General features: G+C 66.7%; 16 protein-coding genes. 10 read left to right on the top strand and 6 right to left on the bottom strand.

The window, feature by feature from the left end:
• Positions 1-19: 19 nt before the first annotated feature.
• Together radA and ASE96_RS07535 are read right to left on the bottom strand one after the other, a co-directional pair.
• Positions 20-1,393 (bottom strand): DNA repair protein RadA, encoded by a 1,374-nt coding sequence (gene radA / locus ASE96_RS07540; protein ID WP_056428196.1) that lies wholly within the window; start codon positions 1,391-1,393, stop codon positions 20-22.
• Positions 1,394-1,440: 47 nt separating this feature from the next.
• Positions 1,441-2,568: an FUSC family protein gene (locus ASE96_RS07535; protein WP_056428193.1), complete on the bottom strand. Its 1,128-nt coding sequence runs from the start codon at positions 2,566-2,568 to the stop codon at positions 1,441-1,443.
• Positions 2,569-2,821: 253 nt separating this feature from the next.
• On the opposite strand from ASE96_RS07535, the gene pstS reads away from it, so the two are divergent.
• From pstS to pstB, 4 genes are all read left to right on the top strand, one after another.
• A complete protein-coding gene (gene pstS, locus ASE96_RS07530; protein WP_056428188.1) occupies positions 2,822-3,940 on the top strand; it encodes a phosphate ABC transporter substrate-binding protein PstS in 1,119 nt (372 codons plus the stop codon).
• 150 nt (positions 3,941-4,090) lie between these two features.
• Complete coding sequence (gene pstC, locus ASE96_RS07525; protein WP_056428186.1) at positions 4,091-5,023, top strand: phosphate ABC transporter permease subunit PstC; 933 nt, start codon at positions 4,091-4,093, stop codon at positions 5,021-5,023.
• Positions 5,024-6,133, top strand: a complete 1,110-nt coding sequence (gene pstA / locus ASE96_RS07520; RefSeq protein ID WP_056428183.1) for a phosphate ABC transporter permease PstA — start codon at positions 5,024-5,026, stop codon at positions 6,131-6,133. It abuts the gene before it with no gap.
• Positions 6,134-6,189: 56 nt separating this feature from the next.
• Positions 6,190-6,969: a phosphate ABC transporter ATP-binding protein PstB gene (gene pstB, locus ASE96_RS07515; RefSeq protein ID WP_056428179.1), complete on the top strand. Its 780-nt coding sequence runs from the start codon at positions 6,190-6,192 to the stop codon at positions 6,967-6,969.
• A 30-nt stretch (positions 6,970-6,999) separates the two neighbouring features.
• Here the strand turns inward: pstB and ASE96_RS07510 are convergent, their stop codons facing one another.
• The gene (locus tag ASE96_RS07510) at positions 7,000-8,016 is read right to left on the bottom strand and encodes an inorganic phosphate transporter (RefSeq protein WP_056428178.1); all 1,017 of its coding nucleotides are present in this window, start codon (positions 8,014-8,016) and stop codon (positions 7,000-7,002) included.
• Between the two features lies 1 nt (position 8,017).
• Complete coding sequence (locus tag ASE96_RS07505; protein ID WP_056428177.1) at positions 8,018-8,635, bottom strand: DUF47 domain-containing protein; 618 nt, start codon at positions 8,633-8,635, stop codon at positions 8,018-8,020.
• Positions 8,636-9,028: 393 nt separating this feature from the next.
• Between ASE96_RS07505 and arsA the strand changes: the two genes are divergently transcribed.
• A complete protein-coding gene (gene arsA, locus ASE96_RS07500; RefSeq protein WP_056428176.1) occupies positions 9,029-10,792 on the top strand; it encodes an arsenical pump-driving ATPase in 1,764 nt (587 codons plus the stop codon).
• A 53-nt stretch (positions 10,793-10,845) separates the two neighbouring features.
• Here the strand turns inward: arsA and ASE96_RS07495 are convergent, their stop codons facing one another.
• Together ASE96_RS07495 and ASE96_RS07490 are read right to left on the bottom strand one after the other, a co-directional pair.
• Complete coding sequence (locus tag ASE96_RS07495) at positions 10,846-11,079, bottom strand: hypothetical protein (protein ID WP_056428175.1); 234 nt, start codon at positions 11,077-11,079, stop codon at positions 10,846-10,848.
• 146 nt (positions 11,080-11,225) lie between these two features.
• Positions 11,226-11,966 (bottom strand): aquaporin, encoded by a 741-nt coding sequence (locus ASE96_RS07490; protein WP_056428174.1) that lies wholly within the window; start codon positions 11,964-11,966, stop codon positions 11,226-11,228.
• Positions 11,967-12,011: 45 nt separating this feature from the next.
• Here ASE96_RS07490 and ASE96_RS07485 point away from each other — a divergent pair, with 45 nt between their 5' ends.
• From ASE96_RS07485 to ASE96_RS07465, 5 genes are read left to right on the top strand one after another with little or no spacing between them, the layout of a single operon-like run.
• On the top strand, positions 12,012-12,686 hold the full coding sequence (locus tag ASE96_RS07485) for a metalloregulator ArsR/SmtB family transcription factor (protein WP_056428173.1): 675 nt from the start codon (positions 12,012-12,014) through the stop codon (positions 12,684-12,686).
• Positions 12,687-12,740: 54 nt separating this feature from the next.
• Complete coding sequence (locus tag ASE96_RS07480; protein WP_056428171.1) at positions 12,741-13,163, top strand: arsenate reductase ArsC; 423 nt, start codon at positions 12,741-12,743, stop codon at positions 13,161-13,163.
• A gap of 33 nt (positions 13,164-13,196) precedes the next feature.
• Positions 13,197-14,189 (top strand): thioredoxin-disulfide reductase, encoded by a 993-nt coding sequence (gene trxB, locus ASE96_RS07475; RefSeq protein WP_056428169.1) that lies wholly within the window; start codon positions 13,197-13,199, stop codon positions 14,187-14,189.
• Between the two features lie 31 nt (positions 14,190-14,220).
• Positions 14,221-14,898 carry an arsenate reductase ArsC gene (locus ASE96_RS07470; protein ID WP_056428166.1) on the top strand — a complete coding sequence of 226 codons (678 nt, stop codon included), beginning with the start codon at positions 14,221-14,223 and terminating at the stop codon, positions 14,896-14,898.
• On the top strand, positions 14,895-15,317 hold the full coding sequence (locus ASE96_RS07465; RefSeq protein ID WP_056428163.1) for an arsenate-mycothiol transferase ArsC: 423 nt from the start codon (positions 14,895-14,897) through the stop codon (positions 15,315-15,317). The genes ASE96_RS07470 and ASE96_RS07465 overlap by 4 nt, the downstream gene beginning before the upstream one ends.
• Positions 15,318-15,353: the final 36 nt, after the last annotated feature.

Raw genomic sequence — 15,353 nt, 5'->3', positions numbered from 1 at the left:
AGGAGGCCGCAACGAGGTCTCAGCTGATCAGAAGTCCCAGCGCTTCGGCCAGATGCCCGACTTCCCGCACCGAGAAGCCCGCCGGCACAGGGCCGGGGCCGTTCGGGCTCGCGGGGACGACGGCGTGGGTGAACCCCAGCCGGTGGGCCTCCTGGATCCGCTGGTTGATGCCCGGCACCGGGCGGACTTCGCCGGCCAGGCCCACTTCGCCGAAAGCGATGAGCCGCTGCGGAAGGGGTTTCTTGGACTTGGCCGATGCAACGGCCAGTGCGACCGCCAGGTCCGTCGCGGGCTCGCTGAGCTTCACGCCGCCCACGGTCGCCACGTAGGAATCGTCTTTGCTCAGCAGGCACCCGGCCCGCTGCTGGAGGACAGCCAGCAGCATGGCCACCCGCGAACTGTCCAGCCCGCTGGTTGCCCGGCGGGGCTGGGAGCTGGCGCTTTCGGCCAGCAGGGACTGCACCTCCGCGAGCAACGGCCGGCGCCCTTCGAGGGTCACCGTGATGCAGGTTCCGGACACGGGTTCCTTGGTCCGGGAGACGAACAGCCCGCTCGGATCGGCCAGACCCACAATCCCGTCCTCGTTCAGGTCGAAGCAGCCGACGTCGTCGGTGGGGCCGTACCGGTTCTTGACCGCACGCAGCAGCCGCAGCCTGGAGTGGCGCTCGCCTTCGAACTGGCACACCACGTCCACAAGGTGCTCCAGCAGCCGGGGCCCGGCGATGGAGCCGTCCTTGGTCACATGGCCAACCAGCAGCGTGGTCATGTTGCGGCGTTTGGCCGCGGCGATCAGAGAGGCCGTGACCTCCCGGACCTGCGAGACACCGCCGGCGCTGCCTTCGACGTCGGCGCTGCTCAGCGTCTGCACGGAGTCCACGATCAGCAGGCGCGGCTCGAGCTTCTCCACCTGGCCCAGGGCCTGGCCAAGGTCCGTTTCGGCGGAGAGGTACAAGGACTCGGCGACGGCGTCGATCCGTTCCGCCCGGAGCTTGACCTGCGCGGCGGACTCCTCGCCCGTGATGTAGAGGACGTCCTGGGCGGTGCGGGCAAACTTCGCCGCGACGTCCAGCAGCAGGGTCGACTTGCCGACGCCGGGTTCGCCGGCGAGCAGGATCACTGCTCCGGGGACCAGCCCGCCGCCGAGGACACGGTCCAGTTCGTCCACGCCGGTGGGAAGGAAAGCCGCCGTGGTGGCGTCCACCTCGGAGATCCGGCGGGCCGGCTCCAGCACGGTGGTGGCCGCCGTCGTGCGTGCCACGGCGCCGCCGGTTTCCTCAACGCTGCCCCAGGCCTGGCACTCGCCGCAGCGGCCCACCCACTTGGCTGTGGTCCAGCCGCACTCCGCGCATTTGTAGCCCGGCGCCTTGGAAGTCCGGGAAGTCTTGGTAGCCATTGCTCCACACTATCCGCGGCATACGACAACCACGGTCGCCACGGCAGTTACAGCGGCGGGAGGATGTCCCGGGCTTCGCGCGAGTCGACCCCTGCCGCTTCGAGCAGGTCCACCATCAGGGGGCGGAACAGCATCACCACCGTTTCGCCCTCGAGCCGCTGCACGTCCAGCAGCCGCGGATGCAGCCGGCCGGCGATTTCCCGCAGGTCCGCCCGGGCGGTCCGCAGGTGCGAGCGGCGGACGCCGTCGTGCACTTCCGCAAGGCCCAGGGACAGTTCGTCGACGGCGTCGGCCGTGTCCTGCAGGACGTCGGCGATGTTCTGGGTGGCCTCGTCGGACAACGCCGCATGGTTGATGGCGCTGGTCAGGCGGCGGGCAAAGACGCGGCTGTTGCGCAGCGCGAGGTCGATGTAATCCAGCGACTGTTCCATCTGGTCCAGCTCCTCCCGGTGCCGGCGGTAGGCGGGCGCCAGCGTGGCCACCTCGCCGGAGGCCCGCAGCGACTGCCGCATGGCATCGACCAGCGGCTGGCAGTTCCGCCCCCGGATAAGCGCATGCCAGGCCTGGGTGGAGTCGCTGTAGCTCAGCGCGGAGGCGCATTCGCGCAGCACCTCGCCGAGCTCATGCAGGAGCTTCTTGACGTCACTGCGGGGTTCCCGGCGCGGGTCCTTCGGTACCAGGATCGTCACCAGCAGGGCGAACACCCCGCCCACGATGGCATCGATGCTGCGGGTGAACGGCCCCCCGGCCGGCGCCGGCAGCAGCACCACCAGCAGGGACTGCAGCCCCAGCTGGGTGGTGAAGATCGTGCCGCTGTCCAGGAAGCGGGCCAGCAGGATTGAGAACAGCAGCACGACGGCGGCCTGCCAGATTCCGGCGCCCAGCCAGTGCAGCAGCAGGTCCCCGACCACGATGCCAAGGGTGCACCCCAGGCCGACCTCAATCACGCGGCGCAGCCTGGGGTCGCGGGAAAAGCCCAGGGAGATGAGGGATGATGTGGCGGCGAAGAGCGGGCCGCTGTGGCCCAGGACGTACTCGGCGAACGCGTAGGCGCCCACGGCGCAGGCGGTCATCTGGATGGCCGGCACCAGGGAGTTCCGGCTCCGGACCAGGCCGGTGCGCACCCGTCGACGCAGGAACCGGGTGCTTGCGGAGAGTCCAGGGGCGGGGGCCATGCGCTCCAGTCTATTTGTTCGGTCCTCGAGCGCCGGCCGCGCCACAACCCCTACGGATGTGACTCAGCTAACGCAAGAGGGAACCGGCGGATGTAAGCCAATGTCACGGCATCGTTAACCATTCGTTCACCTTGAACGGTCATTCTCTTCATCTGGGGCACCTACCTTCAATAAAGGTACAAACCGTACGCATCCCCTGCCCGGCCTTCTCCGGCCCGGCACGCATAGAAAATCCCTGGAAGGGGTACATCTAGTGAAGGCACTCCGCTTCGGCCGCCACGCGGCAATCGCTGTCATCGCAGCTGGCGCTCTCGCGCTGACCGCCTGTGGTTCTGACAACGCAACGGGCACCGCTCCAGCGACCCCCGCCGCCTCGGGCCCCAAGGCCACCGGCACGCTGACCGGTATCGGTTCCTCCGCACAGGGTGCGGCCATGGACGCGTGGAAGACCAACTTCGCCTCGGCCAACCAGGGTGCCACTGTGCAGTACTCCCCGGACGGCTCCGGCGCAGGCCGCAAGGCACTCCTGGACGGTTCCGCCCAGTTCGGTGGCTCCGATGCCTACCTCAAGGACGAAGAGTACGCCAGCTCCACCACCCAGTGCGGCCCCGACGGCGCCATCAACATCCCGGTCTACATTTCCCCGATCGCCGTGGCCTTCAACCTGCCCGACGTCAAGGAACTGAACCTCGACGCCCCCACCGTTGCCAAGATCTTCCGCGGCGAAATCGCCAAGTGGAACGATCCGGCGATCGCTGCCATGAACCCGGACGCCAAGCTGCCGGACCTCAACGTCACCCCGGTGAACCGCTCGGATGACTCCGGCACCACCTCCAACTTCACCGACTACCTGGCCGCTGCGGCCCCCGAGGTCTGGACCGACAAGGCCTCCGGCGTGTGGCCGGCGTCGCTGAAGGGCGAGAACGCCAAGGGCACCTCCGGTGTGGTCAAGACTGTCACCGACACCCCGGGCGCCGTGACCTACGCCGACGACTCCGCCGTCAGCGGCAAGCTCGGCGTCGCGCAGATCAAGGTGGGCGAGACCTTCACGAAGATCTCCGCCGAGGCTGCCGCCAAGGCAGTCGACGCCGGCAAGCCGGTTGAGGGACGCAACGCCAACGACCTCTCCATCAAGTTGGACCGTGCCACCACCATCGAGGGTGCCTACCCGATCGTGCTCGTGTCCTTCCACATCGTCTGCTCCACCTACGACAGCCAGGAAACTGTTGACCTGGTCAAGGCATTCGAGAACTACGTGGTCTCCGAGACCGGTCAGCAGGCAGCCGCTGACGCCGCAAAGTCCGCACCGCTGTCCAAGGAGCTGCAGGACAAGGCAATGGCTTCCATCGAGGCCATCAAGGTCAAGTCGTAGGGAATCCCTTGCGCCACAAGGCATAGTGGAAACACCAGCCTGACCCAGGTTCCCTGTTCCGATCAGACGGTCACCGACCGTCGGCCCGGGGCAGGGAACCTGAGCGTTTTGTCCGAAGAACCAAAAGTTTCGAAGCCGAAGGATCATGAAGTGACCACCACCTCCCTGACCTCGTCCCGGGGCGCAGGCCGCGCCGGAGACAAAGTCTTTTCCGGAGCCACCTTGGCCGCAGGGTGCCTCATCCTGGCCGTGCTCTTCGGAGTGGCGCTCTTCCTGGTTGTCCAGGCATTCCCCGCCCTGACGGCCTCCCCGGACATGATCAAGGGCGGCGAAGGCTTCTTCGCCTACATTTGGCCGATCGTCATCGGCACGCTCATCGCGGCCACCATCGCCCTGGTGATCGCGACGCCGATCGCGATCGGCGTCGCGCTGTTCATCTCGCACTTCGCCCCCCGGCAGCTCGCCTCGAGCCTGGGTTACGTGGTGGACCTGCTGGCCGCCATTCCCTCCGTGGTCTACGGAGCCTGGGGCGCGGCGTTCCTGGCCAAGGAAATCTCGCCGGCCTACAACTGGCTGGCCAGCAACATGGGCTGGCTGCCGATTTTCCAGGGCCCCGCCTCCGCCACAGGCAAGACCATCCTCACCGCGGGAATCGTGCTGGCCGTCATGATCCTGCCCATCATCACCTCCCTGACCCGCGAGATCTTCCTGCAGACCCCCAAGCTGCATGAGGAAGCCTCCCTGGCGCTCGGAGCCACGCGGTGGGAAATGATCAAAATGGCGGTCCTGCCGTTCGCCCGCCCCGGAATCATCAGCGCCGTCATGCTGGGCCTGGGCCGTGCGCTGGGCGAGACCATGGCCGTTGCGCTGGTATTGTCCTCCGGCGCCCTCACCGCGAGCCTGATCCAGACCGGCAACCAGACCATCGCCGCCGAGATTGCGCTGAATTTCCCCGAAGCCAGCGGGATTCAGGTCAGCACCCTGATCGCAGCGGGCCTCGTCCTGTTTGTCATCACCCTCGGCGTGAACATGATTGCCCGGTGGATCATCACCAGGCACAAAGAATTCTCGGGAGCCAACTAAATGACCGCCACCCTGACCCCCGTCAAGAAGCGCTCGGCCCTCACCAAGGGCCAGCTGCCCAAATGGGCCCCCTACCTTGTCCTGGCCGTGGCCCTGGTGCTCAGTGCCGCCATCATGGCACTGATCGGTTTCCACGCCTTCGGCTGGGGCCTCGTCTCCGCCATTCTCTTCGCGGCCGGCCTCGTCGGCTGGAGTGGAGCGGTTGAAGGCAGCCGCAAGGCCAAGGACAAACTGGCCACATGCCTCGTCGTCGGGTCGTTCCTGATCGCCCTCCTGCCCCTGGTCTCCGTGATCTGGACGGTGCTGGTGAACGGCCTTCCCGGACTCATGGACCCGGGCTTCCTGACCACCTCGATGAACGGTGTCACGGGCGCCTTCGACAACAAGAGCGTCGAGGAGGGCGCGCCCGTCGTCGGCGGCATCTTCCACGCGCTGATCGGCACCCTGCTCATCACGCTGGTGGCAACCATCATCTCGGTGCCCATCGGCCTGCTGACCGCCATCTACCTGGTGGAATACGGCAACGACCGCCCCCTGGCCCGCTCCATCACCTTCTTCGTGGACGTCATGACCGGCATCCCCTCGATTGTGGCCGGCCTGTTCGCGGCCGCGTTCTTCTTCGCCATCGTGGGGCCGGGCACCAAAACCGGTGCCGTCGCCGCCGTCGCGCTGTCCGTGCTGATGATTCCCGTGGTGGTCCGCTCCAGCGAGGAAATGCTGAAGATCGTCCCCAACGAACTCCGCGAGGCCGCCTACGCCCTCGGCGTCCGCAAGTGGCGCACCATCCTCAAGGTGGTCATCCCGACGGCGATTTCGGGCATCGCGTCCGGCGTCACCCTGGCGATCGCCCGCGTGATCGGCGAGACCGCGCCGATCCTCGTGACCGCCGGCTTCGCGACCTCGATCAACTACAACGTGTTCAGCGGCTGGATGGCCTCGCTGCCCACGTTCATCTACACGCAGATCCTCAACCCGACGTCGCCGTCCAACCCGGATCCGTCCTCCCAGCGCGCCTGGGGCGCGGCCCTGGTGCTGATCATCCTGGTGATGCTGCTCAACCTGATCGCCCGCCTGATCGCCCGCGCGTTCGCCCCCAAGACCGGCCGCTAGCCCGGCGCCGGCCGCCCAACTCTTCAGCCCGTTTCCCCAGCAAGTGAAGGAAAATCATGTCTAAGCGCATCGACGTCAAGGACCTGAACGTCTACTACAGCAAATTCCTGGCCGTTGAAGACGTCAACATCAACATCGACGCCAAATCGGTCACGGCTTTCATCGGTCCCTCCGGCTGCGGCAAGTCCACCTTCCTGCGCACACTGAACCGTATGCACGAGGTCATCCCCGGCGCCCGGGTGGAAGGCGAGGTGCTCCTCGACGGCGACAACCTGTACGGTCCCGGCGTGGACCCGGTGACCGTCCGCTCGCAGATCGGCATGGTGTTCCAGCGGCCCAACCCGTTCCCCACCATGTCCATCCGGGACAACGTGCTAGCCGGCGTGAAGCTGAACAACCAGAAGATGTCCAAGGGCGAGGCCGACGCGCTGGTGGAGCGCTCACTGCGGGGCGCCAACCTGTGGAATGAGGTCAAGGACCGGCTCGCGAAGCCCGGCTCGGGCCTGTCCGGCGGGCAGCAGCAGCGCCTGTGCATTGCCCGCGCAATCGCCGTGGAGCCCCAGGTGATCCTGATGGACGAGCCCTGCTCCGCCCTGGACCCGATCTCCACACTCGCCATTGAGGACCTCATCAATGAGCTCAAGGACCAGTACACCGTGGTGATCGTGACCCACAACATGCAGCAGGCCGCCCGAGTGTCCCAGAAGACTGCCTTCTTCAACATCGCGGGCACCGGGAAGCCGGGACGCCTGATCGAGTACGGCGACACCCACACCATGTTCAGCAACCCGACTGAAAAGGCCACGGAAGACTACGTCTCCGGCCGCTTCGGATAAACGGCTCTACTCCGATGAGTCGCTAAGTCGCTAGAGGTCCTTGAGCGGTGACACGGACAGGGCCAGCACGAACGCCACTGCCGCGGTGGCAAGCGGTGTGAGCACCCAAAACAGCAGCACCCGGATCACCACCTTCCGGTTGGTGGCGGGGAACCGCTGGTTGGAACCGGAGCCCAACACGGCCGAGGTGACCGTGTGCGTGGTGGAGATGGGCCAGTGCAGTCCGATCGCGCCCACCAGCAGGATCGCCGAGCTGAACAGCTGGGCCACGGAACCGCGCAGGGGATCCATCCGGATCAGCCGGTAGCCCATGGTGTACGAAATGCGCCAGCCGCCGGCCAGGGTCCCGGCGGTCAGCAGGACCGCGGTGAACAGAGCCACCCAGACCGGCAGCTCGCCGCCGTCGGACAGTCCGGACGCCAGCAGCGCCAGGATCAGGACGGCGCTGGTGCGCTGGCCATCCTGCAGGCCGTGGGCGAACGCCACGGCGCCCCCGGCAATGCTCTGGGCGCTCCGCGCGCGGCTGTTCACGACGTTCGGCGGCGTATACCGCGCGGCCCACGTCGCGGGCCAGACCAGCAGGTAGGCGCCGACGAAAGCAATCAGGGGTGAGAGCAGCAGCGGAAGCGCCACCTGGAAGAGCAGGGACGTGTCAACGCCGCCGACGGGGTTCCCGCCGACGGCGACGCTCGCGACACCGGCGCCGGCCAGCCCTCCCACGAGGGCATGCGTCGAGGACGACGGGATACCCCGCCACCAGGTGTAGATCCCCCACAGCACGGCACTGACGAGACCCGCCACGAGGATGACCAGCCCGTTCTCTCCTGGCGGCAGCTGCACCCAAGTCCGGCTGACGGCGAGGGCCAATGCGGCGCTCAACCCCGCCCCGATGAAGTTGAAGAACCCGGCCAGCAGCACCGCAACCGTGGGGGTGAGGGCGCGGGTCCGCACGGCCAGTGCCACCGACGCGGAGGCGTCCCTGAAGCCGTTCAGGAAGGCGAATGCCCCGGCGAAAACCACCACCAGGGCAAACAGGAAGATGGTCACGTCATGATTCCTTGACGATGATGCTGCCCACCTGGGTCGCGATCCGGCGCATGTCCCTGGTGACTTCCACCAGCTGGTCGGCGATGTCCCGGTTGCGGGCGTACCGCGCCGACTTCATTTCACTGAGCATGTCCGCCACCCAGACCCGATGGGACCGCTCCGCGCGCTTGGCCAGCCGGAGGACCTCGATCCAGTAGTCCTCGAGCTCGTCCAGGTTGTCGAGGTTCCGCATGGCATCCACGGTGAGCTCAGCCTGCCTGCTGATGATCTCTAACTGGTCCGCGGCGCGCTTCGGCAGGCGGTCCAGCTTGTAGAGGGACACCAGGTCGGCGGCGGCATCAAGCTTTTCCATCGCATCATTGAGGTGCCGGGACAGGGCATACATGTCCTCGCGGGGTAGCGGGCTCACGAAAGTGGTCCGCATATGGGTCAGCAGGGCGAAGTGCAGCTCCGCGCATTTGGCCTCGTGGTTGTGCATGTCCTCCACCAGCCGGGCGTTCTCACTGGCCGGTGCGCCAAGGATCTCCGAAAGGGTGCCTGTGGCGAGCACAATCTGGCGTGCCAGCTGGGCAAGGAGATTCAGCCCGGCGGGTTCCTGTGGGAAAAGGCGCAGCTTCACGTGTGGTTACCGGTCTTCGGGAAGGAGGTGCACGGGAGTTTTCTGCCGGGCGTGTGACGTGGTGATGGCCCGCGCATGTGCATTACTTTACCGTCCGCCCTGAGAGTGCCGGGAAACCACCCGGGTGGCCCCTCGGAATATGACGGCGGACCGGTGCGCCGTCTCCAACGTAACCCTCACCGACCCTATCTTGCATCGAAAATGATCGATATGCTGTGATGGTGCCACGCTCAAGGCCTCGTATGGATTCAGTGACGACCACCTGGGCGAATGTGGCACTGCGTTCCGGTGCTGGATCGAGCCGCTGCAAGTTCAAGGAGAACCACATGCCTGCCAACCGAATCTACGAATCCGCTCTGTGCAGCGACACCACGAGCTGCTGCTAGGTCCGGCGTGAAATTCCTCGAGAACACTCCACGGTTCGTTTTCTTCACAGGCAAGGGCGGTGTTGGCAAGACCTCGGTGGCCTGTGCGACTGCCCTGACCCTGGCAAAGGCCGGCAAGCGGGTGCTGCTGGTCAGCACCGACCCGGCGTCGAATGTCGGACAGGTCTTCGGCGTGACGATCGGAAACGCCGTCTCTGCCATCCCGGATGTTCCGGGTCTCTTTGCGCTGGAGATTAACCCGGAGCAGGCAGCCGAGGCGTACCGGGAACGGATCATCGCACCCGTCCGCGGCCTCCTGCCCGAGTCGGAGCTGGCTGGGATCGCCGAGAGCCTGTCCGGTTCCTGTACCACTGAGATCGCTTCATTCGACGAGTTCACCAACCTGCTCGCCGACGGTGGGTCCTACGGCGAGTATGACCACATCGTCTTCGATACCGCGCCGACCGGCCACACGATCCGGCTGCTCCAGCTGCCCGGTTCGTGGACCGATTTCCTGGCTGCCGGCAAGGGAGACCCCTCTTGCCTCGGCCCCCTCTCCGGGCTGGAGAAGCACAAACAGGTGTACGCCAAGGCGGTCCAGGCCCTCACGGACCCGGCAAGGACCCGGCTTGTCCTGGTCAGCCGTGCGCAGACCTCGTCCCTGAGCGAAATTGAGCGGACCTATCTCGAACTCAACCAGATCGGGATCGGTGGCGGGTACGTCGTCGTCAACGGCGTCCTCCCGGTAGCCGCAGGGGACGAGTACCTGGCGCGGACCTTGCGGGCCCGGGAGGCTGCTGCCATCGCGGCCATTCCCGAGGCCGTCGCCTCACTTCCGCGCGACATATTGGATCTGAAGCCGGGCAATATGGTCGGCATCCCGGCACTCGAGTCCCTGTTCGCGGCCACTTCCGACGCCGATATCACTGATGATGCCGCGCTGGTCCCCGAAATTGAGGGCCTTCCGCTGGCCGCCCTGGTGAACGAAGTGGAACTCGACGGCCACGGCCTCGTGATGTGCATGGGCAAGGGCGGGGTCGGGAAGACCACCGTCGCTGCCGCCATTGCGGTCGCCCTCGCCAAACGCGGGCATGCGGTCCACCTCACCACGACCGATCCCGCAGCCCACCTCACCGAAACTCTCCATGGTTCCATTCCGGGCCTGACGGTCTCGCGCATCGATCCGGAAGCGGCAATTCAGGAGTACAGGGCCCATGTGATGGAGACAAAGGGCCGGAACCTGGACGATCACGGGCGCGCGGCCCTCGCCGAGGACCTGTTGTCGCCCTGCACCGACGAGGTGGCCGTGTTCCGGCAATTCTCCAAGGTGGTCCAGGAATCCCGCCGGCACTTTGTCGTGATCGACACGGCACCGACCGGCCACACCCTGCTGCTCCTGGACGCCACCGGTTCATACCATCGGGAGATCGCCCGTCAGGTCGGCGGCACCATGGGCTTCGTGACGCCCCTTATGAGGCTTCAGGATCCGGCGCAGACCAAGGTTGTTCTTGTCACGCTGGCCGAAACGACGCCCGTGCTCGAAGCCGAAGAATTGCAGGGTGACCTGGAGAGGGCCGGAATCCATCCGTGGGCCTGGGTCATCAATAACTCGATTGCGGCCGCGCACCCGGAGACGCCGTTCCTGCGGGCCCGCGCCGCAAGCGAAATGGAACAGATGACGAAGGTGCACACCCTGGCGGACAGGGTGGCTCTCATTCCGCTGCTGCCCGAGGAGCCCGCCGGTGAAGAGAAGTTGTCGGCCCTGACCGCCCTCAGCTCCCTGCCTGCCTGACGTGGATCCAGCTCCCGTCGACCTTTGTGCGGCGGGGGCTGTGACCCGTTCGGCTAGCCGTCCGGGCGCTGAGCCATCAGGGCTTCGATGTCCCGGGCAGTGGCGTCAAGTCTGGCGATCGTGTCCCGTTGGATCGACCGCAGGTACTCGGCATCCGACTCGCCGTCCTGCACCCAGTTCTCGTCGCCCGGTGAGTCCATCGCTTGGCGCGTGTTGGCGGTTGCCGTCCGGATATTCTCCAGCATCGCACGCAACCGGGCCTCGGTGGCGGGGGTCTCGGCATTCATGGTGTCCTCCTTGGTCGCCTTCGCGTCGTCATCTCCCAGCGACTACCTTCGCCGCCGCCGTGCTTGCAGCACAAGTACTAAAGGACCCGTGTGCGCCGTTCGATCAGCGCGGTGTCCCTCCATTCGCCTCCGGCTGCAGGCGAAGCCTACGCGCTGGCCTTTTCGGAGCGGCGCGGAAGGACGACGTCGTCCGCGGCGCGGGGTGCGGAGGGGAACAGAAGCAGGAGGAGCCCCAGGCCCACGGCCGCGCCGGCCAGCTGCGCCATGACGAATGCCGGAACGGAGGACGGCGCGATGCCCGCGAAGGTGTCGCTGAAGATGCGGCCCACCGTCACCGCCGGGTTCGCGAACGACGTCGAGGACGTGAACCAGTATGCGGCCCCGATATACGCGCCCACGGCCGGCGCGGCGAGGGCGCCGCGGGACGTGGCTGCGAGGGCGAAGATCAGCAGGACAAGCCCGGCGGTTGCCACAACCTCCCCCAGCAGGTGCCCCGTGGTTGCGCGTTCTTTGGCGGAGATGGAGGTGCCCACCTCAAACATGGCGTTCGCGAGCACGCTCCCGCCCGCCGCGCCGACGAGCTGGGCAGCCACATAGGTGCCCAGCTCGGAGAGGGTCAATCCGGACCCGCTGCGCCGGCCCAGGATCCAGTCGGCGAGGGAGACCACGGGGTTGAAATGCGCGCCGCTCACGGGTCCGAGCATCAGGATCAGGACCGTCAGGCCCAGCACGGTGGCGGTGCTGTTCTGGAGCAGCTGCAGGCCTACATCGGTGGGGGAGAGCTGCTGTGCAGCGATCCCGGAGCCAACGACGATGCAGACGAGCAGGCTGGTGCCGAGCAGTTCGGCGATGGCACGGCGCCAGAGGGGCGGCTGGTTGGAAGTCATGGAAACAGCTTGACGGAAAGAATTAACTCAGTCAAAATTGAATCAATGAATATTGATGCAGTGAACGATTTTCGGGCGCGGGTAGCCAAACATGCGGCCCTCGCCGACCCGGCGCGGCTGCGCATCGTTGACCTGCTGACACTGGGGGACTTGTCCCCGACGGAGCTGCAGGCAGAGCTGGGGATGCCGTCGAACCTGCTCTCCCACCACCTGCGCGCGCTGGAAGAGGCCGGGCTGGTGATCCGGCGCCGTTCCGAAGCGGACAGGCGGCGCAGCTACATCCGGCTTGCCCCCGGCGCCCTGGAGGGTCTGGTGCCGGGGGTGGAACACGGTGCGCGCCGCGTCCTGTTTGTCTGCACTCGCAACAGTGCACGGTCCCAGCTGGCCGCCGCGCTCTGGCGGCAGGTCAGCGAGATCCCCTCGCTGTCGGCGGGAACGCATCCCGCGGACCGCATCGCCCGGGGTGCCGTCGAGGTCGCCCGTCGCCACGGCATGGACCTCGCAGACGTTGCTCCGCGCAAGCTGGAGCAGGTGGCGGGGGAGGGGGACTTCGTGGTGACCGTGTGTGACAACGCGCATGAGGAGCTGGGTGGTCTGGGCGGCGTGCATTGGTCAGTGCCGGATCCGCTGCGCCTGGGTACCGAGGAAGCCTTTGAACAGGCTTTCCAGGACATCGCCCACCGGATCAATGACCTTGCCCCGCGCGTGCTGACTGCCTAGCTTTCCGAATATGCCCGCTCTTACCGAGACCCAACTGATTCCAGGAGAAAACCCGTGAGTACCGAAACCGCCAAGAAGCCTTCCGTCCTGTTCGTCTGCGTCCACAACGCCGGCCGCTCCCAGATGGCCGCCGCCTTCCTCACCACCCTGGGCGAGGGGCGGATCGATGTCCGCTCAGCCGGTTCGCAGCCCGCCGACCAAGTCAACCCGGCCGCCGTCGAGGCCATGGCCGAACTCGGCATCGACATGTCCGCCGAAATTCCCAAGATCCTCACCACCGAGGCCGTCAAGGAATCCGACGTCGTCATCACCATGGGCTGCGGCGACACCTGCCCGATCTTCCCCGGCAAGCGCTACGAGGACTGGGAACTCGAGGACCCGGCCGGCCAGGGCGTCGAGTCCGTCCGCCCCATCCGCGACGACATCAAGGCCCGCATCGAGGGCCTCATCGCCTCCCTCGTCCCCGCCGCCAAGTAACCTGCACCCCAACCGACCGCCTAGGAGCATACCGTGAGCGCTGACACCGGAAACACCGAACAGCTGATCATCATCGGGTCCGGCCCCGCCGGCTACACGGCGGCGATCTACGCCGCCCGTGCCGGACTGAAGCCGCTCGTCATCGCCGGCGCGGTCACGGCCGGCGGTGCCCTGATGAACACCACCGAAGTGGAAAACTTCCCCGGCTTCCCCGGCGGCATCCAGGGCCCCGAGCTCATGGACGGCCTCCAGCAGCAGGCCGAGAAGTTCGGCGCGCAGGTGGTGTTCGACGACGTCACAGAGGTCCAGCTCGCGGGCCACCTCAAGCGTGTGGTCACGGCAGCCGGTGAGACGCACGAGGCGCCGGCCGTCATCCTCGCCACCGGCTCCGCCTACAAGGAGCTCGGCCTGCCGGAGGAGAAGAAGTTCAGCGGCCACGGGCTCTCCTGGTGCGCCACGTGCGACGGGTTCTTCTTCCGGGACCAGGACATCATTGTGGTCGGCGGCGGAGACTCAGCCATGGAGGAAGCGACGTTCCTGACCCGCTTCGGGAAGACCGTCACGGTGGTGGTCCGCAAGGGCGAGCTTCGCGCCTCGCGCATCATGGCGCAGCGGGCCAAGGACAACCCCAAGATCAGCTTCGCGTGGAACTCTGCCGTCACCGCGATCCACGGGGACACCAAGGTCACCGGCGTCACCCTGACCGACACCCGCACCGGCGAAGCCCGGGAACAGGCCGCCACCGGCATCTTCGTTGCGATCGGCCACGTCCCGCGCACCGAACTGCTGCACGGCCAGGTGGAGCTCGACGCCGAGGGCTACATCAAGGTGGATTCGCCCACCACGGTCACCAACCTCTCCGGTGTCTTCGCGTGCGGGGACGCCGTGGACCACCGCTACCGGCAGGCCATCACGGCCGCCGGGACCGGCTGCGCCGCCGCCCTGGACGCCGAACGCTACCTCGCGGCCCTCGACGACGCCGACAGCATCGCCACCGCCCTCGTCGAGGAACCCACCCACGCCTGACCCGGTCCGCCGAGCACACTGGAGAGCTGACATGATTGACCACCCTGAACGCGGCACGGGCCTGCAGGACAACACCGAGCTCCTGCACCGGATCAGCGCGCGCCTGGCCGACCGGTTTGCCGGCGTGTTCGCCGCGGAGACGGTGGAGCGCTACGTCTTCGAGTCCTACACGGCGCTGGCCCGGACTGCGAAGATCAAAACGTACCTGCCCTCCACCACGGAACACTTCGCGATCGACCGGCTCAGTGCCCTGGCCAAATCCAAGGGCGCCGTCGCGTCCGAGGTCCCCGAAGTGCTGTTTGTCTGCGTCCAGAACGCCGGCCGGTCCCAGATGGCCGCCGCCCTGCTCACCGTCGAGGCCAAGGGCAGGATCCATGTCCGGTCGGCCGGCTCCCTCCCGGCGGCCGAGCTGGACCCCGCGGTCGTCGCGGCGATGTCCGAAATGGGCCTGGACCTCACCAAGGACTACCCCAAGCCCCTCACCGACGACGTGGTGCGCGCCTCCGACGTGGTGATCACGATGGGCTGCGGCGATTCCTGCCCGATCTACCCGGGCAAACGCTACGAGGACTGGGAGCTGGCAGACCCGGCCGGCCTGCCCGTTGCAGCCGTGCGGATCATCCGCGACGAGATCCACGAGCGGGTCAAAGGACTGACGGCCTCTCTGCTCAACACCCCCTACTCAGACAAGGTAGAACCAAACGCATGACCCAGACGACGAAAAAGCCCAGTGTCCTGTTCGTCTGCAGCAAGAACGGCGGAAAATCCCAGCTCGCCGCCGGACTGATGAACCAGCTCGCTGGCGGGACCGTCACGGTGCACTCCGCCGGGACCAAGCCCGGCACTGCGCTGAACCCCCAGTCCGTGGAGTCGCTGGCTGAACTCGGCATCGACATCACCGGCGAACACCCCAAGCCGGTTACCGGCGACGTGCTGGACGCGGTCGACGTCGTGATCGTCCTGGGCAACGAGGCAAAGGTCGACGCCCCTGAGGGTAAACGGCTCGAGCTCTGGGACACGGACGAGCCCTCCGAACGCGGCATCGAAGGCATGGAACGCATGCGCCTGGTCCGGGATGACATCAAGGCCCGTGTCCAGAAGCTGTATGCGGAGCTCACCGGGAACTGACCGTACCGCGCCGGTTCAGCCCGTGCAGTCGGCTTC

This window comes from Arthrobacter sp. Leaf69, assembly GCF_001422645.1.
GTDB lineage: Bacteria > Actinomycetota > Actinomycetes > Actinomycetales > Micrococcaceae > Arthrobacter.
Note: the sequence above shows the minus strand (reverse complement) of the source record. Positions and strands in the feature narration are given on the sequence as shown.